Genomic DNA, 26,611 nt, shown 5'->3' on the forward strand with positions numbered 1-26,611 from the left:
AGCAGAGCAAGCACCACAGTATCTGCTCATGCTCGACATGCACCATATCGTTTCGGATGGTGTGTCGATGGAGGTACTGACCGATGAATTTGTTCGCTTGTATGGCGGTGAAGAGCTATCGCCATTGCGGGTTCAGTACAAAGACTATGCGGTCTGGCAGCAAAGCGAAGCCCATCAGGAGTGGATGCAGCGTCAGGAAGCGTACTGGCTGGGTACCTTCCGGGGCGGAGTGCCTGTGCTGGATCTGTCAACCGACTTTGCCCGCCCGGCGGTGCAGAGTACGGCAGGGGATACGATCGAATTCGGACTGGAGCGTGAAGTTAGCGAACGCCTGAAAGAACTGGCTTCGCAAACCGGCGCAACCCTGTATATGGTGCTGCTGGCGGCGTACACTACGCTCTTGCATAAATACACAGGCCAAGAAGATATCGTAGTGGGAACGCCGATTGCTGGAAGACCACATGCGGAACTGGAGAGCCTGGTAGGTGTCTTCATCAACACGCTGGCAATCCGCAATTATCCGTCTGGAGACCAATCGTTCCTGGATTATCTGCAAGAGGTGAAGGAGCATGCACTCAGTGCTTATGAGCATCAGGACTATCCTTTTGAAGAGCTGGTTGAAAAGCTGAATTTGACGCGGGATACGAGCCGGAATGCGCTGTTTGATACGATGTTTGAGTTGAAAACATTGGAGCAACAGGAGTTCCAGCTGGAAGGTCTGACCTTACATTCATATCCGCTGGAAAATAATACGGCCAAATTTGATCTGAGCTTGGATGCAATAGAGCAGCCAGAAGGTATTCTGTGCAGTCTGGAATACAGCACGGCGCTGTACAAGCCTGAGACTATTGCGCGATTGGCGCAGCATTTTACCGAACTCGTACGTGCAATTACACTGCATCCACAACAGCCACTGGCAGCTTTGGAGATGGTACCTGCCGAGGAAAAAGCACAAATCATCCATGGATTTGGAAATGTGGGGGTATCGGATGTTGCTGCTGTTGAAGCAGGAGCCTTATTCCATACCTTTGTGGAAGAACAGGCACAGCTTGTACCGGATCACGTGGCGGTGGTGTACGAGGAGCAGCAGCTTACGTACCGGAAACTGAACGAGCGCGCGAACCAATTGGCGCGGAGATTGCGGAATGAAGGCGTTGGACGCGAGTCGATTGTCGGCATTTTGAGTGAGCGTTCGGTCGACATGCTGGTCGGCGTATTGGCCGTGTGGAAAGCTGGAGGCGCCTATGTGCCGCTGGATGCAGACTATCCGTCCGAACGTATTCGTTTCATGCTGGAGGACAGCGGTGCGACGGTACTGTTGACCCAGACGGGCTTGCAGGAGCGTGCACAGGTATGGCTGGAGGAAAGTAAGGTCTCATCGGAACAAGTAAGCGGACTACATTTGCAGACGATGCTGGCGCTGGATGATGAGTCGCTGTACATCGGTGATACCACCGATATCGAAGCTATTAATGAACCGCAGGATCTGGCGTATGTGATCTACACGTCCGGGACAACGGGACGTCCGAAGGGCGTCATGATCGAACATCACAGCTTGGTCAATACGGCTGCGGCGTATCGTCGGGATTACCGTCTGAGCGAGTTCCCGGTACGACTGCTACAGCTGGCAAGCTTTTCCTTCGACGTATTCGTCGGGGATATCGCGCGGACGCTCTATAACGGCGGCACGATGGTTATTTGTCCGAAAGACGACCGGATTGATTTTAGCCGCTTGTATGGCTGGATTCGCGATTACCAGATTACAGTATTCGAATCGACCCCGGCCCTGATCGTACCGTTTATGCAGCATGTGTATGAACAGGGGCTAGACATGAGCAGTCTGGAACTGCTGATTACCAGCTCGGATAGCTGCAGTGTGACGGATTATCGGGTGCTGCAAGAACGATTTGGCGCAGATATCCGCATTATGAACAGCTACGGCGTCACGGAAGCGGCGATTGACTCCAGCTTCTATGACGAAGAGCTGTCGAAGCTGCCAAGCAGCGGCAATGTACCGATTGGTCAGGCGTGGCTGAACGCACGCTTCTACATCGTGGACAGCCAGCTGAATCCGGTGCCGATCGGCGTACTGGGCGAGCTGTGTATTGGCGGAGCCGGGGTAGCACGAGGCTACCTGAATCGTGCGGACTTGACGGCCGAGAAATTCGTAGCGAATCCGTATGTAGCGGGTGAACGATTGTACCGCACAGGTGACCTCGCGCGGTGGATGCCAGACGGCAATGTGGACTTTATCGGCCGGATGGATGATCAGGTCAAAATCCGGGGCTTCCGGATTGAACTGGGCGAGGTGGAAGCACAGCTGCTGACCGTGGACAGCATTCAGAAAGCCATCGTCACCGCCTGGGAAAACGAAGACGGAGACAAGGATTTGTGTGCCTATGTCGTAGCCTCTGATGCGCTGAATTTGCCCGAGCTGCGCAACCTGTTGCAGCCCAAGCTGCCGGGTTATATGATCCCGACGTATGTCGTACAACTGGATCATTTCCCGCTGACACCAAACGGGAAAATTGACCGCAAAGCGTTGCCTGCGCCGGAAGCGCGCCTCGAAGGAGGCACGGCGTACGTGGCACCACGGACACTGCTGGAAGAGCAACTGGTACGTATTTGGCAAAGCGTTTTGAATCATCGGCAGATAGGCATCCAGGATAACTTCTTTGAAGTGGGAGGACATTCTCTGCGCGCCACAACACTGATGGCGAAAATCCATCAGGAGCTGAACTACAAGCTGGCCCTGCGAGATATTTTCCAATATCCGACGATTGAGCAACTGGTGCAGGTGATGGGAGAAGATCAGACACAGCAAACGTATGTATCCATCCCTGTTGCGGAGGAGCGCGTATATTATCCTGTTTCCTCGGCGCAAAAACGGATGTACGTGCTGAGTCACTTGGAAGGTGGAGAGGTTAGCTACAATATGCCAGGCGCTTTGATCATTGAAGGTTCCTTGGATAAAACGCGACTGGAGCAAGCCTTCCGCCAGCTGATTGCCCGTCATGAAGCCCTGCGAACCCGATTCGACATGGTGGATGGCGAGGTGATTCAATGGATTGAATCGGGCGTCGCATTCAACGTGGAACATGTGCAGGCAAGCGAAGAAGAGACCCAGCAGTATGCACTGGACTTTGTACGTGCATTTGATCTCGCACAAGCACCGTTGCTGCGGGTTCAGTTGGTGGAAAACGGACCAGAACGTCACGTCATGCTCTATGACATGCACCATATTATTTCGGATGGCGTGACTGAAGGCATTATCGTGCAGGAGTTCTCTCAATTGTATGAAGGTAAGGAACTGCCGCCACTTCGCATCCAATACAAGGACTATGCCGTTTGGCAGCATGCTGATATGCAAAGTGAACGTCTTCGTGAGCAGGAAAGCTATTGGCTGAACACGATGGCTGGTGACATTCCAGCGCTGGATATGCCAACGGATTTTGCAAGACCAGCCGTACAGCGTCTGGAAGGAGCTAGATTGGAATTTGCGATCAGCCTGGAGGACAGCGAGCAGTTGAAACAGCTGGCCGCTCAAACCGGCTCCACCTTGTACATGGTGTTGCTGGCCGCGTATAGCACGCTCTTGCATAAATATTCGGGGCAGGAGGACATCATCGTCGGCACGCCGATTGCCGGAAGACCGCATGCGGAACTGGAGGGCTTGGTAGGCGTATTCCTCAACACGCTGGCGATCCGCAATTATCCGGCTGGCGACAAGACGTTCCTGGATTACTTGCAAGAAGTCAAAGAGCATGCGCTCAGTGCTTATGAACATCAGGAATATCCTTTTGAAGAACTAGTTGAAAAGCTGAATTTAACACGGGATACGAGCCGGAATGCGCTGTTTGACACGATGTTTGAGCTGAAAACATTTGAGCAGCAGGAGTTCGAGCTGGAGGGACTGACCTTTAAAACGTATCCGACGGACAATCATACGGCCAAATTTGATCTGACCTTGGATGCAGTGGAGCAGCCGGAAGGGATTCTGTGCAGTCTGGAATACAGCACGGCGCTGTACAAGCCTGAGACGATCGCGCGATTGGCACAGCATTTTACCGAGCTTGTTCGTGCAATTACCCTTCATCCGCAGCAGTCACTGGCAGCTTTGGATATGGTAACCGTCGAGGAAAAGGCACAAATCATCTACGGTTTTGGAGATGTAGGGGTGTCGGATGTTGCTGCGGTAGAAGCAGGAGCACTGTTCCATACCTTTGTGGAAGAACAAGCGCAGCTTGTACCGGATCACGTGGCGGTGGTGTACGAGGAGCAGCAGCTTACGTACCGCACACTGAACGAGCGTGCGAACCAATTGGCGCGGAGATTGCGGAATGAAGGTATTGGCCGCGAGTCGATTGTCGGCATTTTGAGTGAACGTTCGGTGGACATGCTGGTCGGCGTATTGGCGGTGTGGAAGGCTGGAGGCGCATATGTGCCGCTGGATGCAGACTATCCGTCCGAACGCATTCGTTTCATGCTGGAGGACAGTGGTGCGACGGTACTGTTGACCCAAACGGGCTTACAGGAGCGTGCACAGGTATGGCTGGATGAAAGCAAAACTACATCCGAATCCGTAGCGAACTTGCGTCTGCATACCGTGCTGGCGCTGGACGATGAGTCGCTGTATACCGGAAACACCACCGATATCGAGCACATCAACGAACCGCAGGATCTGGCCTATGTGATCTACACCTCCGGTACAACGGGACGTCCGAAGGGCGTCATGATTGAGCATCGCAGCTTGGTGAATACGGCTGCGGCGTATCGTCGGGATTACCGTCTGAACCGGTTCCCGGTACGATTGCTACAACTGGCGAGCTTCTCCTTCGACGTGTTCGTCGGCGATATTGCCCGGACGCTTTATAACGGCGGCACGATGGTTATCTGTCCGAAGGACGACCGGATTGATCCAAGCCGTCTATACGGCTGGATTCGCGACTATCAGATTACGGTGTTCGAATCAACCCCGGCCTTGATCGTACCGTTTATGCAGCATGTATATGAACAGGGACTGGACATGAGCAGCCTGGAATTGCTGATTACCAGCTCGGATAGCTGCAGCGTGACGGATTACCGGGTGCTGCAGGAACGGTTTGGCGCAGATATTCGCATTATGAACAGCTATGGTGTTACGGAAGCGGCGATTGATTCCAGCTTCTATGATGAAGAACTGTCAAAGCTGCCAAGCAGCGGCAGTGTACCGATTGGCCAGGCGTGGCTGAACGCACGCTTCTACATTGTGGACAGCCAGCTGAATCCGGTGCCGATCGGTGTACTGGGTGAGCTGTGTATTGGCGGAGCTGGGGTAGCACGGGGCTACCTGAACCGTGCAGAACTGACGGCCGAGAAATTTGTAGCGAACCCGTACGTACCAGGTGAACGATTGTACCGCACAGGCGACTTGGCGCGGTGGATGCCGGACGGCAATGTGGACTTTATCGGCCGGATGGACTATCAAGTGAAAATCCGGGGCTACCGGATCGAGCTGGGTGAGATTGAAACGGCGATCCAGCGGGTGCCGGGTGTGCGTCAAGCGGTAGTCATCGACCGGACGGATGAGCGTGGACACAAGTATTTGTGCGGATACATCACAGGAGAAGCAGAGCTGCGGATTGAGGAGGTACAGGCCGAGCTGGAAGCCGGACTGCCAGCACATATGGTACCTGCACGCTTGATGCGTCTGGAGACCTTGCCACTGACCCACAACGGCAAAATCGACCGCAAGGCCTTGCCGGAACCGGAAGGAAGCATCCATACCGGTGCAGCCTATGTGGCACCGCGTACCACGGTGGAACAAGTATTGGCTGCGGTATGGGCCGGGGTGCTCGGTGTGGAAGCGGTAGGCACGCAGGATAACTTCTTCGAACTGGGTGGCGATTCGATCAAGGCCTTGCAAGTATCCTCCCGATTGCTGCAAGCAGGTTATCGACTGGAGATGAAAGACCTGTTCAGTCATCCAACCGTGTCTGCATTGGCACTGAAAGTCCAAACGGTGACCAGATTGGCGGATCAGAGCGAAGTGGTGGGCGCTGTGAAACTGACACCTGTTCAACAATGGTTCTTTGAGCAGAACCTGACGGATGCTCATCATCATAACCAGTCCATTATGCTGCATAGCGAGGACGGTTTTGATGAAACGGCCCTGCGCACAGCGATGGATCACGTCGTGAGCCATCACGACGCACTGCGTATCATTTTCCGTCCTACGGAGTACGGATATGAAGCTTGGAACCGTGCGGTTGGGGAGGGCGAGCTGTATACGCTGGATCGGGCCGACTTCAGAAATGAGTCTGAGGTATCTGCGGCGATCGAGGCCAAAGTAAATGAAATTCAGGCGGGTATTCATGTAAGCGAAGGACCGCTGGTGAAGCTGGGGCTGTTCCATTGCCCGGATGGAGATCATTTGCTGATGGCGATTCATCACTTAGTGGTGGATACCGTATCTTGGCGCATTTTGTTCGAGGATATTACGACCGCCTATGAGCAGGCATTGAACGGACAAGCGGCTCGTCTTCCGCACAAAACGGATTCGTTCCGCACCTGGGCTGATGGGCAGTCTCAATATGCGAACGGCCCGGCCATGGTAGCAGAACTCGCATTCTGGCAAGAAATTGAACAGGGAATGTATGAGCCGCTTCCAAAAGACGAATCCCATTCTCATTCCTTGAATAGGGACAGCAAGAACATTACGGTCACGTGGACAGCTCAGGAAACGGAGCAGCTGTTAAAACAGGCGCATCGTGCCTACAACACGGATATGAATGATTTGCTGCTTACCGCATTGGGACTGACTATTTATCGCTGGGCGGGCCTGGAACGAGTGCTCGTGAGCCTGGAAGGTCACGGACGGGAGTCCATTTTGCCAGAACTGGATATTACGCGCACCGTGGGCTGGTTTACGACCCAATTCCCAGTTGTGCTGGATATGAGCGTGGGGCAAGACCTTTCACAACGCATCAAACATGTGAAAGAAGGACTACGCCGCATTCCGCAAAAGGGCATTGGCTACGGGATGTTGAGATACCTGTCCGCAGCACGTGAGCAAGAGCGTTTTGTAACCGAACCTGAAATCAGCTTTAACTATTTGGGACAATTTGACCAAGATATGCAAAATCAATCCATTGGCGTATCTCCTTACGCTAGCGGTGCAGAGCTTAGCGCCCATGCAGCTAGAACGCACACGCTGGATATGAACGGACTGATTTCCGAAGGCGAGCTGCAATTGACGATCAGCTACAGCAAGCAGGAATATCGCCATGAAACGATGGAGCAGCTAGCTGAAGCGTTTAGAATCAGTTTGCAGGAAATCATTACGCATTGCACAAGCCGCAAACAGCAAGAGCTGACGCCAAGCGATGTCATGCTTAACAATGTAACCATGGCCGAGCTGGATCAGTTGGTAGAGCGGACTCGTGACATGGGGGAACTGGAAAATGTATATGCGCTGACACCGATGCAAAAAGGCATGTTGTTCCATAGTTTGATGGATGCAGAGTCAGGTGCTTATTTTGAACAAACGACCTTTGATTTGCACGGACGCTTCCAAGCGGATATTTTCCAAGATAGCTTGAATCATTTGGCGCAGCGGCATGAGATATTTAGAGCCAATTTCATCAGCGGCTGGCAGGATGAGCCTGTGCAGGTTATTTTCCGCCGCAAGGATGTTGGTTTTAGATGTGAAGATTTGCGTCATCTGAATGAGCAGGAACGTGACGCGTATGTGCAGGAATTTATTCGCAAGGACAAGGCAGCCGGATTCGATTTGTCCCGGGATGCGTTGATGCGCGTGGCGATTTTACGAACAGGTGATGAGGATTATTATTTTGTGTGGAGCTCTCATCACATCTTGATGGATGGCTGGTGTGTGGCGTTAGTCACGGATGAGGTGTTTGAGGCTTATTTTGCAGCCGTGGAGCATAGAGAGCCGAAGCTTGCCCCCGTTACTCCATATAGTCAGTATATTGAGTGGCTTGAAGCACAGGATGTAGGGGCTGCAGCTTCCTATTGGAAGGATTATTTGCTCGGCTATGATCAGCAAACTTCGATTCCGACCGGAAAAGTAGGCGTGAAAGCGGACGGTGCACAATTTGAGCATATCCTGTGCGATCTGGGCAAGGACTTGACCGGACGTATGGAAATGGTGGCCAAGCAGCACCACGTGACCGCGAATACATTGCTGCAAACAGCCTGGGGCTTGCTGCTCCAAAAGTACAACGGTAGTGACGACGCTGTTTTTGGCGGTGTAGTGTCTGGTCGTCCAGCGGATATTCCGGGGATCGAAAATATGGTGGGCTTGTTCATTAACACCATTCCAATACGGATCCGCAGCGGGGCTGAGGACACCTTTGCCGATATGATCAGAACGAATCAGAAGCAGGCGCTGACTTCTCAAGATTATGAAACGTATCCGCTGTATGAAATTCAAGCCTTGAGCGAGCAAAAGCAAGATCTGATCAACCACATTATCGTGTTTGAAAACTATCCGGTGGAGGAGCAGGTCGAGCAACTTGGCGAAGGTGCAGAGTCGGATTTTGAAATTCGCAATGCGGGCATGATTGAACAAACCAACTATGATTTCAATCTGGTCGTTATGCCGCAGGAAGCGATGAAAATCCGATTTGAATACAATGCGAAGTTATATGATCGTGAAGCCGTTGAACGGACTCAGGGCCATCTGATACAGCTGTTGGAGCAGGTGGTGACGAAGCCGGACATTCGAGTGCAGGAGCTGGATATGGTAAGTGAGCAGGAGCGTGAGCAAATTCTCAGCGTATGGGGAAATACAGCTGCTGAGTATCCAAGCGGGCAAACGATCCATGGCTTGTTCGAGACACAAACGGCGCAGACACCGGAGCAGGCAGCGTTGTTCTTCGAAGGAGAGCAACTGACCTATCGCGAGCTGAATGAACGTGCGAATCGTCTGGCTCGTACCTTGCGTAGTCAAGGCGTGACGAAGGATCGACTGGTGGGTCTGATGACCGAGCGTTCGGTGGACATGATCGTGGGCATCTTCGGGATTTTAAAAGCCGGGGGTGCATATGTACCCATCGATCCGACGTATCCAGAGGAGCGTATCCGCTACATGCTAGACGACTCGGGTGCGAAGCTGCTGTTGACGCAAAGCCATCTGGTGGACAAAGCAGCTATCGACGGTCACGTGCTGGTGCTAGATGGGGAGCAAACGGTGTATCACGAGGATGATTCCAATTTGGAGTCGTTGTCTGGTCCGAACGATCTGGCGTATGTCATTTATACGTCGGGTACAACGGGGCAGCCGAAGGGTGTTATGTTGGAGCATCGCGGTCTATGCAATCTGAAAACGTATTTTGATCAGGCGCTCAAGATCCGCACGTCGGATCATACGTTGCTGTTCGCCAGCTATTCGTTTGATGCGGCTTGCTGGGAAATCTTCCAGGCGCTGTTCTGCGGAGCCACGTTGTATGTGCCAACGTCAGAGACGATTTTGAATTACGAACGGTTTGAGCAATATATGGCGGATCATCAAATCACCGTGGCCGCTTTGCCGCCGACCTATGCGGTGTATCTGGAGCCGGAGCGGATGCCAAACCTGCGTATTCTGTTCACTGCGGGTTCTGCATCTTCAACAGAATTGGTGTACAAGTGGAAGGATCAGGTCGCGTACTACAATGGCTACGGTCCAACTGAAAACTCGGTGGCGACATCCATCTGGCCGGTATCCGAGGATGAGAGAGCCGGACAACTGATTTCCATCGGACGCCCTGTGCCGAATCATCGGGTATACATGGTGGATGTGCATGGACATTTGGCTCCGGTGGGCGTAGCGGGTGAACTGTGCGTGTCCGGTCCGGGTCTGGCTCGGGGTTATCTGGATCGTCCAAAGCTGACGGCTGAGAAATTTGTATCGAATCCGTTTGCGGCTGGCGAAGCGGGCTATGAAAGGATGTACCGTACAGGTGACTTGGCGAGATGGATGCCGGACGGCAACATCGAATATTTGGGCCGGATCGACCATCAGGTGAAAATCCGGGGCTACCGGATCGAGCTGGGTGAGGTCGAGGCACAAATTTTGAAAGTGGAGGACGTACAAGAGGTCATCGTACTGGCACAAGCGGACGAACAGGGGCAAAACCAACTGGTGGCGTACTATGTTGCTGAACGGGAAGTGAGCACTGGTGAGCTGCGCAGCTTACTGAGCGAGGAGCTTCCAAACTACATGGTGCCTTCGTATTTGGTGCAGCTGGAGCAGATGCCGTTGACACCGAACGGTAAAATCGACCGCAAGGCACTGCCAGCACCGGAAGGCAGCCTGCAAAGCGGAGCGGATTATGTAGCACCGCGGACATGGGTGGAAGTGAAGCTGGCGCAAATTTGGCAGGATGTGCTGGGTCTGGCACAGGTCGGTGTGAAGGAAAACTTCTTCGAGATTGGCGGACACTCGCTGCGGGCGACGACGCTGGCCTCGAAAATTCACAAGGAGCTGAACAAGCCGCTTCCACTGCGCAGTATTTTTGAAGCGCCAACGATTGAACAACTGGCAGCGGTCATGGAAGGTCTGGACCAAGTGGCGTATGCGTCCATTCCGGTGACGGAAGAACGCAGCTCCTACCCGCTTTCCTCGGCGCAAAAACGACTGTATGTGCTGCATCAGTTCGACCCGAATGATGTGAACTACAACATGCCGTCAGTGCTGCAAGTGAGTGGTCCGCTGGACGTGAAGCGAGTGGAGGACGTGTTCCGTCAATTAATCGCCCGCCATGCGACCTTGCGTACCCGCTTTGCACTGGTGGACAGTGAGCCGGTGCAATGGATTGAGGACACCGTGCCGTTCGAGGTGGAATATACGAAGGTACAGGTAGAGGGTGCGACTGCGGACACGATGGTCAGCAAGGAAGCACAGGAACGTGTGCAACAGTTTGTACGTCCGTTCGATCTGCAAGTCGCTCCGCTGCTGCGGGTAGGCTTGGTAGATTTGGGTGTACAAGAAACCGAGCAGGAACCGCAGCATTTGCTCATGCTCGATATGCACCATATCGTCTCGGATGGTGTGTCCATGGGAGTACTGACCGATGAATTTGTCCGCTTATACGACGGTGAAGAGCTTTCGCCAATGCGTATCCAGTACAAGGATTATTCGGTATGGCAGCAAAGCGAAGCCCATCAAGAGTGGATGCAACGTCAGGAAGCGTACTGGCTCGACACCTTCCGGGGTGAACTGCCTGTGCTGGATCTACCTACGGACTTTGCCCGTCCGTCGGTACGAAGTACGGCAGGTGATACGGTGGTGTTCGGGCTGGAGCGCGAAGCTAGCGAACGTCTGAAGGAACTGGCGGCGCACACAGGCTCTACGCTGTATATGGTGCTGCTGGCTGCGTACACCGCGCTCTTACACCAATACAGCGGGCAAGAAGATATTGTGGTCGGCACACCGATTGCCGGACGACCGCATGCAGATTTGGAACCGATCCTCGGGATGTTCGTCGGTACGTTGGCATTGCGAAACTATCCGACAGCGGAACATACCTTCCGCAGCTACGTGGAAGAAGTGAAAGTTTGTGCTCTGCAAGCCTATGAACATCAGGACTACCCATTTGAGGAACTGGTGGAAAAGCTAAATGTTAAGCGGGATATGAGCCGCCATCCGCTGTTTGATACGATATTTACCCTGCAAACCACCGAGGAAGGCGAGTTGCAGCTGGCAGATCTGAGCTTCCGTCCATACGGCTTGGAACAAACGCCAGCGAAGTTTGATTTGACGCTGGAAGCCAGAGAGGAAGAGGCAGGTATCCAGTTCGGATTGCAGTATGCAACTGCGTTGTACGAGCGCGAAACGGTAGAACGGATGACGCGTCACTTTGTTCGCTTGGCCGAAGCCGTCGCGGCGAACCCGGATGCGAAATTGGGTGAGCTGGAGTTGATTACGGCAGAAGAAACCGAGCAGATTCTGAAGGTGTTCAATGATCCGAATGCGCACAGCCTGCTTGGAGCATTACAAGGCCGTTCGCTCAGCGAGCGCTTTGAAGAGCAAGCGAAGCGCAACCCTGAGCGGATAGCAGTTGTGTCTGGTGCCACCGCGCTGACCTACACTGAGCTGAATGAGCGTGCGAACCAATTGGCTCGTGTGTTACGAGCGGAAGGGGTCGAAGCAGATCAACCGGTTGGCGTATTGCTGGAACGTTCTGCGGATATTCTGGTGAGCATTCTGGGGGTACTTAAGGCCGGAGGCGCATATGTACCAATGGATACGGTGTATCCACAGGAGCGCATCGACTACATGCTCCAAGACAGTGGGGCCAAGGTCGTGATTACAAGCAGAGTCGCCAACCTGTCGCTCAGCTTGCCATCCACAGTTCGAGCTGTAGTCTTGGATGACGAGGACGTTCAAGCTCAGTTGGGAGCACAGGATGCGGGCAATCTGATCCCTGTCGCCGGTCCGCACAACCTGGCCTATATGATTTACACGTCAGGTACCACCGGTCAGCCGAAAGGGGTCATGATCGAGCAGGGCAGTGTTAGCAATCTGGTAGATGCTTTATTGGAACGAGTATACAGCCGTTATGAACAGCCGCTTCATGTCGCATGGCTGTCGGCATTTGTATTTGACGCTTCAGTGAAGCAAATCTTTGCCAGCTTGCTGTTAGGCCACACCCTGCATGTGGTGTCCCGTGACGTCAGTCTGAGCGGAGAGCATTTGATCGCCTACTACCGCACGCACCGGATTGATCTGTCGGACGGCACACCTGCACATCTGCATATTTTGAACGAAAGCGTCAGTGTGACGGAAGCGCCGGAAGTGAAACATTACCTGATCGGTGGCGAAGCATTATCCGTGCAGCTGGTAAATGTGTTCCTGCACAAGTGGTCTGGGTATCGTCCGGTCATTACAAACGTGTACGGTCCGACCGAAACCACGGTAGATGCGACCGCTTATACGATTGAAGATGTGGAAGCCCTGAACGCACTGCTGGAAAAAGGGGAGCATACGGTATCCATCGGAACGCCGATAGCGAACAAGTCGGTGTACATCCTGAACAGCCAGCAACAGCTGGTACCGATCGGTATCGCAGGTGAGCTTTATATCGGAGGTGCAGGCGTGGGACGAGGATACCTGAACCTGCCGGAACTGACGGCAGAGAAGTTCATCCCGAATCCGTTCGCTGATGCGGCAGCAGCCGATCCAGCGGACAGCACTCACGCAAGCCGGATGTACCGGACGGGCGACCTGGCACGGTGGATGCCAGACGGCAGTATTGAGTATTTGGGCCGGATCGACCACCAGGTGAAAATCCGGGGCTACCGGATCGAGCTGGGCGAGGTGGAAGCGCAGCTGCTGACCGTGGATGGCATTCAGAAAGCCGTGGTCACAGCATGGGACAACGAAGACGGACACAAGGATCTGTGTGCCTATATCATAGCTTCAGAGTCCCTGAGTTTGCCGGAGCTGCGCAATGCGCTGCAGCCGAAGCTGCCGGATTACATGATCCCGACGTATGTGGTACAACTGGATCGTTTCCCGCTGACACCGAACGGGAAAATCGACCGCAAGGCGTTGCCGGCACCGGAAGCACGCCTCGAAGGAGGCCTGGAGTACGTTGCACCGCGGACGCCGCTGGAAGCCAAGCTAGCCCAAATCTGGCAGGATGTCTTGAAGCTGTCCAGCGTAGGAGTCACCGACTCATTCTTTGACGTGGGCGGACACTCCCTGCGGGCAACGACGCTGGTGGCCAAAATCCATCAGGAACTGGACAGCCGGATTACGCTGCGTGAGGTGTTCCAACACTTCACGATTGAGCAGCAAGCCCAGCTCATCGCAACGCACGGTACAGACACCTATACGGTGATCCCTACGGTGGCGCAACAGGCGTACTACCCGGTTTCCTCGGCTCAAAAAAGACTGTACATTTTGAGCCATCTGGAAGGTGGGGATCTCAGCTACAATATGCCGGGTGTATTAACTGTGGAGGGGCCGCTTCAGGCCGATCGGCTGGAGGATGCGTTCCGTCAGTTAATAGCCCGTCATGAAACGCTGCGGACTTCCTTTGAAATGCTGGAAGGCGAGGTCGTTCAGCGAATTTACGATCAAGTGGAGTTTGCAGTAGAGCACCTGCAGGCCAGAGAGTCCGAAGCCGAAGCCTATATCGAGTCCTTTGTACGCAGCTTTGATCTTCGCCAGGCACCACTGCTGCGTGTCCGTCTCATTCAAACTGGACCAGAGCGCCACCTCCTGATGTACGACATGCACCATATTATTTCAGACGGTGTATCGTCTAACAATATCGTGCAGGAGCTGGTACAACTGTACGAGGGGCAGGAATTGGAGCAGCTGCAAATTCAGTACAAGGACTATGCCGTATGGCAGCAGCAGGAGACGCAGCGTGAGTCATACCAACGCCGGGAACACTTCTGGCTGGAGCATTTAGCCGGAGAATTGCCGATACTGGATTTGCCAATTGCTTATCCTAGACCTGCTGTTCGCAGCTTCGAGGGTGCGATGTATGAATTTACAGTGGACGCGAATGTATCTGAGCAACTGCGCCGAATTGCGGCACAGACTGGAAGTACGCTGTACATGGTGCTATTGAGTGCCTACACCGTTCTGCTGTCCAAATACAGCGGTCAGGACGATTTGATCATCGGTACGCCAGTAGCAGGACGCTTGTTACCTGAACTGGAGCCGCTGATCGGAATGTTCGTCAACACGCTAGCCATCCGGCATCAGCCGAGGGGCAACCAAACGTTCCACAACTACTTGCTGGAAGCCAGAGATCGTACGTTGCAAGCCTTCGAGCATCAGGATTATCCACTGGAAGAGTTAGTGGAAAAGCTGGATATAGCACGGGATGCAAGCCGTAACCCGTTATTCGACACTATGTTTGTACTGCAAAATACGGAGTCACAGGAAGCGAAGCTTGAGACGCTGTCCTTCAGCCCGTATGTTCAGGAGCATCGTATCTCCAAATTCGATTTGACCTTGTCCATGAGTGATGAGGATGGGGAGATCAAGGGTTCCTTTGAATACTGCACGAAGCTGTTTGGAGCCGACGCTATTGAGAGATTAACCAGAGATTTGATAGCGATCCTGTCCCAGATTGGAACCGACCCAGATTTGCTGTTAAGCGATATTCAAGTGAACACGGACGAGCAGCCAGAAGGCTTCTCGCCGGATTCCATCGACTTTGTTTTCTAAATCAGTTTTCTAAGATGCAGTGATTTCACTTTGCATGTGCAGAGGGCGGCGGCTTGTCCGACTGCCCTTGCCTGCAAAGTATTCTTTTTCTGACACAACGCTCATGTACGTAACAACGCACCATCCAACCGGGGGAACAGGCCCCGAGAAGCAGGAGGGATGTCATTGAAAGCCTTATTTGAGAAGGAAAAAAATTACTGGAGTCATAAACTGGAATCTGAGAATCATATCATCTGCCTACCATACACCAACCATGTGTCCAGAAGTACAACTGTAACGAGTTTAAATTCCCATACGTACACACTCACATTTCCAACTGAAATTTCCCAAAGAATATCATCTATAACAGGTGGCGCTCCATGGGCCGTGTTTATGGTCCTGCTTGCTGGAGTAGAGAGCTTATTGCATAAATACACAGGTGAGGAACGTGTGCTGCTGGGCATCCCGGTAGCCAAGTCTGGCAACGGTGCTACAAAGCCGATCAACCATCTGCTTTTATTGAAAAATACGCTGGATTCCAGCACAACCTTCAAAGCTTTGCTGTCTCAAATCAAAACCTCTGTCGGCGAAGCTATTGAACATCAAAACATTCCTTTTTGGAACTATTCTGAATTACTTGACATTCAACGTAATGAGGATGAAAAGCCTCTTATTCACACCACAGTATCCTTGCAAAATATTCATATTTCTGATTTTTTAAATCACGTACAATCTGAACTGGATTTCCAGTTTCAATGGGAACATGAAGCGGTCTCCCTGAACGTAAAGTATAGTAGCGACCGTTATAGCGAGACGACGATTGAGCACTTTGTTGAGCAGCTTCTGCGGCTGTACACTATTGTTTTGCAGCAGCCAGAGTTGGCGATTTCCACAGTACAAGTACTGTCAGAGCAAGAAGTAGAGCAGCTGGTCCATACCTTCAACGATACAACTGTGGATTATCCACGTCATGCGTCTATTCATGAATTGTTTGTGAAACAGGCGAAGCAGGCACCACAGCAGGTGGCGGTAGTGTGTGGGCAAGATAGCCTAACCTATGCAGAATTGAATGAAAAGGCCAACCGACTGGCTCATTCTTTACGTAAGCAGGGAATCCGCACTGAGCAGACGGTCGGCATTGTAGCTGAACGCTCGATCGAGATGATTGTCGGTATGCTCGGAATTCTCAAAGCAGGTGGAGCGTATGTACCCATTGATTCTGATTACCCGGATGAGCGTATACGCTATTTGCTGCAGGATTCCGGTGCGGACATACTGCTCGTGCAGCGAATGGAACATCGGCCAACTGATTTTAAGGGAATGGTGCTTGACCTTAGCGATGCTGCAATTTATGGAACGGATGATGCTGATCGTTACGATCCAATTTTACCGAATGATCACGGGACGAATACTGATCTGGGATACGTGGACTGCCTAGATCCGTTCTACTCCATTTTCGCCAGTCCCGAACTTGCTTCTACGACAACCATACAACCAGAAACCATGCAACCAAAAGCTACGCAATCAGAACAAGCAGAACAAATACAGCAGGCTTATGCAGCTGGAGAACAACCGAAGGCGAGCGCAGCTGGTCGTTTGGCCTATATTATGTACACCTCAGGGACTACAGGCCAGCCCAAAGGGGTTATGGTGGAGCACCGTAATGTCGTGCGTTTGGTGACAAACACAAATTATGCACGCTTGAATGCCGACACGCGCATTTTGCAGACCGGGTCTGTTGTCTTTGACGCGTCCACCTTCGAAATTTGGGGTGCGTTATTGAACGGTGGACAGCTGGTGCTGGTGAGTCAGGATGTTATTTTGGACGCTCCCAAGCTCAAAGAAGTTGTTCGCAATCACGGCATTACCACGATGTGGCTGACCGCACCACTCTTTAATCAGCTATCCCAGCAGGACTTGGAACTATTTGAGGGGATGCGGGAGCTATTGGTTGGTGGTGATGTGCTGTCCGTACCGCATATTAACCGGGTATTGGAGGCCCATCCGAATCTACATATCATTAACGGCTACGGTCCGACGGAAAATACGACCTTTTCCACCACACATGCCATTACCGGCGTTCAATCGGCATCTGTGCCCATTGGTAGCCCGATCCATAACTCGACGGCATATGTCGTGGACCGTTCGATGCAGCTTCAGCCTATTGGAGCGTGGGGGGAGCTGATCGTCGGCGGTGACGGGGTGGCTCGCGGATATCGCAACCGCCCAGACCTGACGACCGAAAAGTTCATCGACAGCCCGTTCCGTGGCGGCGAACGCTGCTATCGTACAGGGGACCTGGTGCGTTGGAATGCGGACGGGACGCTGGAATATAAGGGACGAATCGACGCGCAGGTGAAAATTCGAGGCTACCGGATTGAGCTGGGCGAGGTGGAAGCACAGCTGTTGAAGCTGGAGGCAGTCCGAGAAGCTGTTGTAATTGCACATGAAGATGAGCAGGGGCAAAAGCTGCTCTGCGCATATGTGGTCACCCATGCGGAAGTAGCGACAAGTGAGCTGCGTAGTGCTTTGAGTCAGGAGCTGCCGGGCTACATGGTACCGTCGTATTTTGTACAGCTGGAGCAATTGCCACTGACGCCCAACGGCAAGGTGGATCGCCGAGCGTTGCCACAGCCAGAGGGAGGTGTAAGCTCAGGCGCAGAATATGTACCTCCTCAAAATCAATTACAAGCACAACTGGCTAGCATCTGGAAAGATGTGCTGGAGCTTGAGCGCATTGGGATTAAGGATAACTTTTTTGAGGCAGGAGGACATTCCCTGCGGGCGACACATGTCATATCACTCATCTATAAGGAATTGCATAAAAATGTGCAGCTAAAGGATCTGTTCCAGCACCCAACAATCGAACAGCTGGCGCAGGTTATTGAAGCACTGGAGCAAACCAACTATGAATCCATCCCTGTTACGGAAAATAAGCCATTTTATGCGGTCTCTTCGGCTCAAAAACGGATGTATATCCTCAATCAGCTTGATGGAGCGGGAATTAGCTATAACATACCTGGTGTCCTGACTCTGACCGGTTCACTTGATCACAAGGCACTGGATAACGCGTTCCGTCAGCTTATTGAACGCCATGAAACATTGCGCACAAGTTTTGAGACCATGAACGGTGAACCTGTCCAGCGAGTACATGACGAGGTTCCTTTTTGCATGGAATTGACCTATGCTCACGGAGCTGCCCCAAAGGAAACGGATGAGCTGGTACGTAACTTTGTCCAACCATTCGATCTGGGGCAGGCTCCGTTATTCCGAGTTGGTTTGATTGAAACAGACCCAGAGCATCATATTTTGCTCATGGATATGCATCATATCATTTCGGACGGCACCTCTATAAATGTACTAATTCAGGACTTCATTCATTTATATGCAGGCGACACGCTGCCATCGCTGCGCATTCAGTATAAAGACTACGCCGCTTGGCAACAGAAACAGCAGCAAAGTGAACGCTACCGGGAACAGGAAAACTACTGGCTCAATACCTTCGCAGGAGAGCTACCTGTGCTAGATCTACCGACTGATTATCCACGTCCGGCGGTGAGAAGCTTTGAAGGAGATATGCTGGAATTTACGCTTGACCAACGACAAAGCGAAGGCTTAAAAAGCATTGTGGTGCAGACGGAATCGACATTATATATGGTGCTGTTGGCTGCCTATTCGGCTTTGCTTAGCCACTATAGCGGGCAGGAGGATATTATTGTCGGATCGCCAATTGCAGGGCGACCCCATGCAGATCTTGGTAGTCTGATCGGGATGTTCGTCAATACACTGGCAATCCGTAATTATCCAGAAGGCGGGAAAACGTTCCGCGAGTATGTGTTGGAGGTCAAGGATAACGCGTTAACAGCTTTTGAACATCAGGATTATCCGTTTGAAGAGCTGGTGGAGAAGCTGGGCGTGGATCGAGATTTAAGCCGTAATCCGTTATTTGATACCATGTTTGCACTGCAAAACTTAGAGCAAAAAGAGCAGCAGCTGGCTGGGTTGCAATTGGCATCCTATCCAAGTGAACAAACGACGGCCAAATTTGATTTGAGTCTGTTCGCAGTGGAGGATGGAGAACAAATTTCCTGTGCTCTTCAATACGGAACTCGGCTGTACAAACGGGAAACCATTGAACGACTGACTGAACATTTGCAGCAGCTTATCAATGTGGTTATAGAACAGCCGGATATCGTTCTTTCGGCTATTGAAATGGTTTCGGCCCAAGAAAAAGAGCTGCTTGTGCAGAGATTCAATGATACGGTAGCAGACTATCCGTATCCACGAGATCAAGCACTGCATGTGCTGTTCGAGGAACAGGTAGTGCAATCACCAGATCGGCTGGCCGTCACCTTTGCGGACACGCAGCTTACCTACCGCGAGCTGAATGAACGTGCCAACCGTCTGGCACGCATACTCGCTTCCCATGGGATACGGCGCGGGTTCGAGCCAGAGACACAGCGAGTAGGGATTATGGCTGAACGCTCCATTGAAATGGTCGTCGGTATGCTGGCGATTTTGAAGGTCGGAGGGGCTTACGTTCCCATTGATCCCGATTATCCTGAGGAGCGTATCCGTTATTTACTGGAGGATTCCAGTGCTGGGCTGTTACTGTTACAGCGACGTGAGCAGATTCCTTTTGAACCCGGCATTCCGGTCATCGATTTGAGTGATGAACAGCGATGCAATAGCAAATCTGAATGTGACGCTCAGACGGATGGAACAATTGCGATTACAACAGGGGGATCTTCCTCCGATCTTGCGTACGTGATCTACACCTCTGGTACGACAGGCAAACCGAAGGGCGTGATGATTGAGCACCGTAATGTCGTGCGCCTAGTGAAAAACAAAAGCTATGCCATGCTTGATGAAAATACACGTATGCTGCAATTGGGTGCAGTTGTGTTCGATGCCTCCACATTTGAAATTTGGGGAACGCTGCTGAACGGGGGACAACTGTATGTGGTAAGTCATGATACTATTCTGGATGCCTCCAAGCTCAAGCAGGCGATTGACAAGTATCGTGTTAACACGATGTTCATGACCACGGCTTTATTCAATCAGTATTCGCAGCAAGAAATCGGAGTGTTTGCGTCCTTGAAGGAGTTGCTCGTGGGTGGTGATGTGTTGTCTGTACCACACGTCAATCGTGTGTTGAAGGAGTACCCGCAGCTTCGCCTGGCCAATATTTATGGTCCGACGGAGAACACCACCTTTTCCACCATCTATGACATTACAGAACCGCAAACCCAGGCTATTCCCATTGGACGTCCAATTGATCACTCGACCGCTTATGTGGTCAATCGTTCGTTGAAGCTGCAGCCTATCGGAGCCTGGGGAGAGCTGATCGTCGGTGGCGACGGTGTTGGGCGAGGATATCTGAATCGGCCCGAGCTTACGGCGGAAAAATTTATTGAAAGTCCATTCCGGTCTGGAGAATATTGCTATCGTACAGGGGACTTAGTGCGTTGGCGTGCTGATGGTGTGCTGGAGTACAAGGGAAGAATGGATGAACAGGTCAAAATTCGCGGCTACCGCATTGAACTGGGTGAAATTGAAACCCGTTTGTCCACGATTCCAGGTGTGAAGGAATCGGTTGTTACCGTGCGGCAGGATGATAACGGACAAAAACAGCTGTGTGCCTATTTTGCAACAGACAGTGAATTGAGCGCCAGCGACTTACGTAACATTTTGTCGCAGAATCTGCCTGGCTATATGGTGCCGTCCTACTTTGTGCAGCTCTCCAGACTGCCTTTGACGCTGAATGGCAAAGTAGACCGCAGGGCACTGCCCGCACCTGAGCACAATCTCGATACAGGTATGGATTATATGGCACCCGAGACGGATGTTCAACAGGCACTGGCTACGGCTTGGGGAGCCATTCTTGGTATCCCGAAAGTCGGAATACAGGATAACTTTTTCCATTTGGGTGGTGACTCCATCAAGGCCATCCAAGTATCGTCCCGCTTGTTTCAGGCTGGATACAAGCTGGAAATGAAGGACTTGTTCAAATACCCGACAATTGCGGGACTAAGCACATATATTCAGCCTGTTAACCGAATAGCCGAGCAGGGCGAGGTTACAGGAAATGTAGTGCTTACACCGATTCAGCGCTGGTTTTTTGAACAGCCAACGGAAGAACCACACTATTTTAACCAATCTGTCATGCTCTATCGTCAGGAAGGCTATGACGAACAGGCACTACGGCGGGCGCTCCATCAGATTACTTCGCACCATGATGCATTGCGTATGGTTTTTAGTTTGTCGGAGAACGGATGTACAGCATGGAACCGCAGTGTAGAGGAAGGCGAGCCGTACCATCTGGAATGCTTTGACTATAATGACAGCGATGTAAACAAGCAAGATTTGGCGAAGATAATTGAAGCGAAATGTAATGAAATTCAATCTGGTATTTCCCTAAGCGAAGGTCCGCTGATGAGACTGGGGCTGTTCCGTTGCCCGGATGGAGATCATCTGCTGGTCGTGATTCATCATTTGGCGGTGGACGGGGTATCCTGGCGCATTTTATTCGAGGATTTGGCGACTGCCTATGATCAAGCCTCCAAGGGTGAACAGGTGATTCAGCTGCCTCATAAAACAGATTCGTTCCAAACGTGGGCCGAGCAGCTGCACGCTTATGCCAACAGTCCAGCTATGGAACGTGAGCGAGCGTATTGGGGGAAACTTGCACAAGCGGAACTGGCTCCTTTGCCGCAGGATTACGGGCATAACGAGCACGAAAAGCCATTGATTGGCGATAGTGAGTCGGTTACTGCTTTGTGGACACATGCTGAGACAGAGCAGCTGCTCAAGCAGGCCAATCGTGCCTACCGTACAGAAATTAATGACCTGTTGTTGACGGCGGTAGGAATGGCATTGCAAGCATGGAGCGGACATGAGCGTTTCCTGATTAATCTGGAGGGACATGGACGTGAAGCCATTTTACCAGAGGTGGACATTACCCGAACGATAGGGTGGTTTACAAGCCAATATCCTGTTTTGCTCGATATGCCGGAAGAACTGGCACTTTCGCAACGGATCAAGGGTGTGAAGGAAGGACTGCGCGGTATCCCGCAAAAAGGGATTGGCTACGGTGTACTGAAATATTTATCCGACCGTCAGACACAGGCACCGGAGGCATCTCCAGCCATATTTACGACAGATCCCGAAATCAGCTTTAACTATTTGGGACAGTTCGATCAAGATATGAAAGGGAACGACTTGCAATCATCCTCATATGAGGGTGGGATGCCGCTGAGCCCGACCATGGCTCGAACGTATACACTGGATTTTGGCGGCATCATTTCGGGAGGCCAACTGGGTCTGACGATTAGCTATAGCCGTACGAGCTATAGAGCGGAGACGATCGAGCGATTGGCGAAATTTCTAGAATCGAGCCTGCGTGAAATTTTGGCGCATTGCATCCATAAAGAACACCCGGAGCTTACCCCAAGTGATATTTCCTATAAAGGAATGAGTGTGGAGGGCTTGGACAGTCTCTTATCTGAAATGGGTGCTGCGGGTGAGATTGACAATGTATATGCACTGACCCCGATGCAGAAAGGGATGCTGTTTCACAGCCAGCTAGATAGTCAAGCAGCTGCGAATGACGCGTATTTTGAGCAGGTTTCTTATGATATGCGAGGTCAGATGGACATTCGGGCTTTTGCAGAAAGCCTGAATATTCTGGTTCGGCGACATGAGGCGCTACGTACACATTTTTATTTTGGCAGAGATACGGAACCGTTGCAGGTGGTGTATCGAAATCGGGATTGCGGCTTTCAATATGAAGATTTACACCATCTAGATGAGGATGAAATAGATTCCTGGGTGAAAAATTTCAAGCTACAAGATAAAGCACGGGGCTTTGATCTGCGTCGGGATGTCCTGCTGCGTGTAGCGATTTTACGTACCGGAGAAGACAGCTATCATTTTGTATGGAGCTTTCATCATATCGTCATGGACGGCTGGTGTCTGTCCCTTATAAACAAAGAAGTGTTTGAAAGCTATGCAGCACTTCAGGAGGGCAGAGTACCAGAACTGGCACCGGCAGTGCCGTACAGCCGCTTTATTGAATGGCTGGAAGCACAGGATCGCAAGGCGGCAACCGACTACTGGAGCAGCTATTTATCCGGATATGAGCAGCAAACAGCGTTACCAGCTGTAAAATCCGGTCGCAAGAGTGAAGGCAACACGGCTAGTGATTGGGTGACGGTTTTGGAACGTGAGTTGACCCTCCGGGTGGAGGAGACGGCTAAGCGATATCAAGTGACCATGAATACGTTATTACAAACCGCATGGGGGATTGTGCTGCAAAAATATAACAACCACAGTGATGTCGTATTTGGCAGTGTCGTCTCAGGCCGTCCATCAGATATTATCGGGGTAGAGGATATTATCGGCTTGTTCATTAATACCATTCCCGTTCGCATTCTTAGTGAGGCAGGGGAATCTTTTGCAGAAGTTATGAAGAAAACGCAGGAGCAGGCGCTGGCTTCTCATGCATATGATACGTATCCACTGTTTGAGATTCAGGCATTGACCGACCAGAAACAGGATTTAATTAACCATATTATGGTGTTTGAAAATTATCCAGTAGATGAGCAGGTCGAGGAACTGGGAAGTGACGGGCAGGATACATTCTCGATTTCCAATGTGGTGGCTGCAGAGCAGACTAACTATGATCTGAGCTTAGTCGTTATGCCGGGAGAATGCATCAAGATTCGTTTTATGTATAACGCGTTAAGTTATGATCAAACAGGCATTGAGCGTCTGCATGGACATTTTGTGAACCTGTTGGAGCAAGTTTTGCTTAACCCGAATGTTTGCGTAGAAGAGCTGGAACTGGTTACAGCGGCGGAAAAACAACAAATTACAGGAGAGTTTAATGACACTGCCTCTGCATATCCAAGCAATCACACGATCCAAAAACTGTTTGAGGAGCAGGCAGAGCGCACGCCGGATCATATTGCCGTAGCTTTGGGTCATCAATCATTGACCTATCGGGAACTCAATGAGACAGCCAACCGTTTAGCGCATACGCTGCGTGATGCAGGGGTGAAATCCGATGAACCTGTGGGCATTTTGACGGAGCGCTCACTGGATATGATTACGGGAACACTCGCTATTTTGAAGGCTGGTGGCGCGTATGTGCCGGTAGACTCTCAATATCCGGAGGACCGTATCCGTTATATGCTGGAGGACTCGGGAGCCAAGCTGCTGCTGGCCCAGCAGGATTTACTGGATCGTTGCTATTTTGACGGACAGATTGTCAATCTGAATGAGGATACGTCCTACAGTGCAGATGCTTCCAATCTGGGTATAGATGGAGCGGGTAATCATGCTGCTTATGTCATTTATACCTCAGGTTCAACAGGTAAGCCTAAGGGTGTCGTTGTTGAGCATCAAAGTGTCGTGCGCCTTGTCCGCAATACGGATTATGTGCCATTTGATGAATCGACCCGAATGCTGCAGACTTGCGCGTTTGTATTTGATGTATCTACGTTTGAAATTTGGGGCGCGCTGCTGAACGGCGGTCAGCTTGTTCTTGTGCATAAGGATGATCTATTGGACGCGGCCAAGCTTAAAGAGACGATACGGGATCATCGCGTCACCATGATGTGGCTGACCACACCGTTATTTAATCAGCTTTCACAGCAGGATAGTAAACTTTTCGGCGATGTGAAGTATTTGCTCGTTGGTGGTGATGTTTTGTCTGCACCCCATATTAACCGGGTTCTGCGCGATAATCCGGACATCAACATCATTAACGGCTATGGGCCAACGGAAAATACAACCTTTTCGACGACGTATCACATTACGGAAGAACAGCTGGATTCTGTGCCGATCGGACGCCCCATCCGCAATTCGACGGCGTATGTTGTGGATTCGTCATTTAACCTGCAGCCGGTCGGAGCTTGGGGTGAGCTGGTTGTCGGCGGAGACGGAGTTGCACGTGGTTATCTGAACCGTCCTGAGCTGACGGCTGAGAGATTTCTTGCTAACCCGTGGGTGGACGGAGATCGCCTGTACTGTACGGGAGACCTTGTTCGCTGGCGTGAAGATGGCATACTGGAATACGCTGGACGGATTGATCAACAGGTTAAAATTCGCGGTTACCGGATTGAGCTGGGCGAGGTGGAGGCGCGGCTGGCAAGTGTACCGTCCGTGCGGGATAGCGTTGTTATCGCTTTGCGGGATGGAGCGGGTCAGCAGCAATTATGTGCTTACTTCACCGCCGATGAACAGCTGACCATCCGTGAGATTCGAGTTGCGATGTCGGCCAGTCTGCCGAGCTATATGATTCCATCCGCATTTGTACAGCTGGATCGGTTTCCGCTGACGACAAACGGCAAAATCGACCGCAAAGCTTTACCTGTGCCGGACAAAGGGCTGCACACGGGTATAGAATATGTCGCACCGCGAACTGATGTGGAACAGTTGCTGGCAGCCATTTGGCAGGAAGTACTTGAAATTCCACAAGTGGGTATCCACGATGACTTTTTCACGTTAGGTGGACATTCCTTAAAAGTACTGGAGCTTATACGCAAAGTTCACCTTGCTACAGATATTGAGCTTCCCATCCGTAGTGTTCTGGACTTCCCGACTATAGAAGCGCAGGCGCTCACATTATTGAAAGCCGATCTGGAGTACAAGGCCGATAGTCCAATCATTCGGTTGAATGAACACGGTCCGATCTCCATCTTCTGCTTTCCTCCTATGCTTGGATACGGGCTGTCGTTCGCGGAGCTTGCGAAACAACTGGATCAGGACGCAGTCGTGTATGGGTTGGAGTTCGTAGATGATGCTGCGGATGAGCAGGCCATGCTGGCACGTTACGTTGATTTGATCGTCAGCACGCAAGCGCAAGGTCCGTATGTGCTGCTTGGTTATTCCATAGGTGGTAATCTGGCGCATAAGGTTGCTGACACACTGGAACGTCAAGGTCATACTGTATCCGATATTTTTATGCTCGATTCGGTCAAAAGGGCGGAAGCCCTGCCCTTCACAGTTGAAGAAACAGAGCATGAAATTCATGACATGCTGGAACAAGTTCCCGACTCCTACCGTGAGCTGTTGAATGAAATGTACCAACGTAAAATGATCGCTTACGCGGTATATGGCAACCAGCTTGTGAATACAGAGAGCGTTCAGGCGAATATTCACGGCTTTGTCGCCGTTGGATCAGAAACGGTCAAGGGTACAGGAGATAATCGACTCTTATGGAAAGACGCTACACAAGGTAGCTATGAAGAGCATAACTTGATTGGCAATCATTATGAACTGCTGGAACCCGGATTTATCGAGGAAAATGTAAAAAGTATCCGTGCCACCATACAAAAGATAACTCGGAACACGGACAAAGACATGACACAAGACTTGGCACATCATAAATCTTGAAAATCTACGGTCGATGATGTAACGAACTGAATCACTAATTTTTAATCTGTAACACAT

General features: G+C 51.5%; 2 protein-coding genes (1 of these 2 cut by a window edge). Both read left to right on the forward strand.

Annotated elements, in window-relative coordinates:
* Nucleotides 1-15,175, forward strand: partial view of a non-ribosomal peptide synthase/polyketide synthase gene (locus NSS66_RS24650; protein WP_340960007.1) — the final stretch only. The gene continues 26,942 nt to the left of window position 1, outside the view; 15,175 of the gene's 42,117 nt are visible here — the last part of the coding sequence; its start codon lies beyond the left edge, outside the window; the stop codon is at nt 15,173-15,175.
* A 165-nt stretch (nt 15,176-15,340) separates the two neighbouring features.
* Nucleotides 15,341-26,554, forward strand: a complete 11,214-nt coding sequence (locus NSS66_RS24655) for an amino acid adenylation domain-containing protein (protein ID WP_340960009.1) — start codon at nt 15,341-15,343, stop codon at nt 26,552-26,554.
* Nucleotides 26,555-26,611 lie beyond the last annotated feature (57 nt).

This window comes from Paenibacillus sp. FSL R10-2748 (genome assembly GCF_038005565.1).
GTDB lineage: Bacteria > Bacillota > Bacilli > Paenibacillales > Paenibacillaceae > Paenibacillus > Paenibacillus polymyxa_B.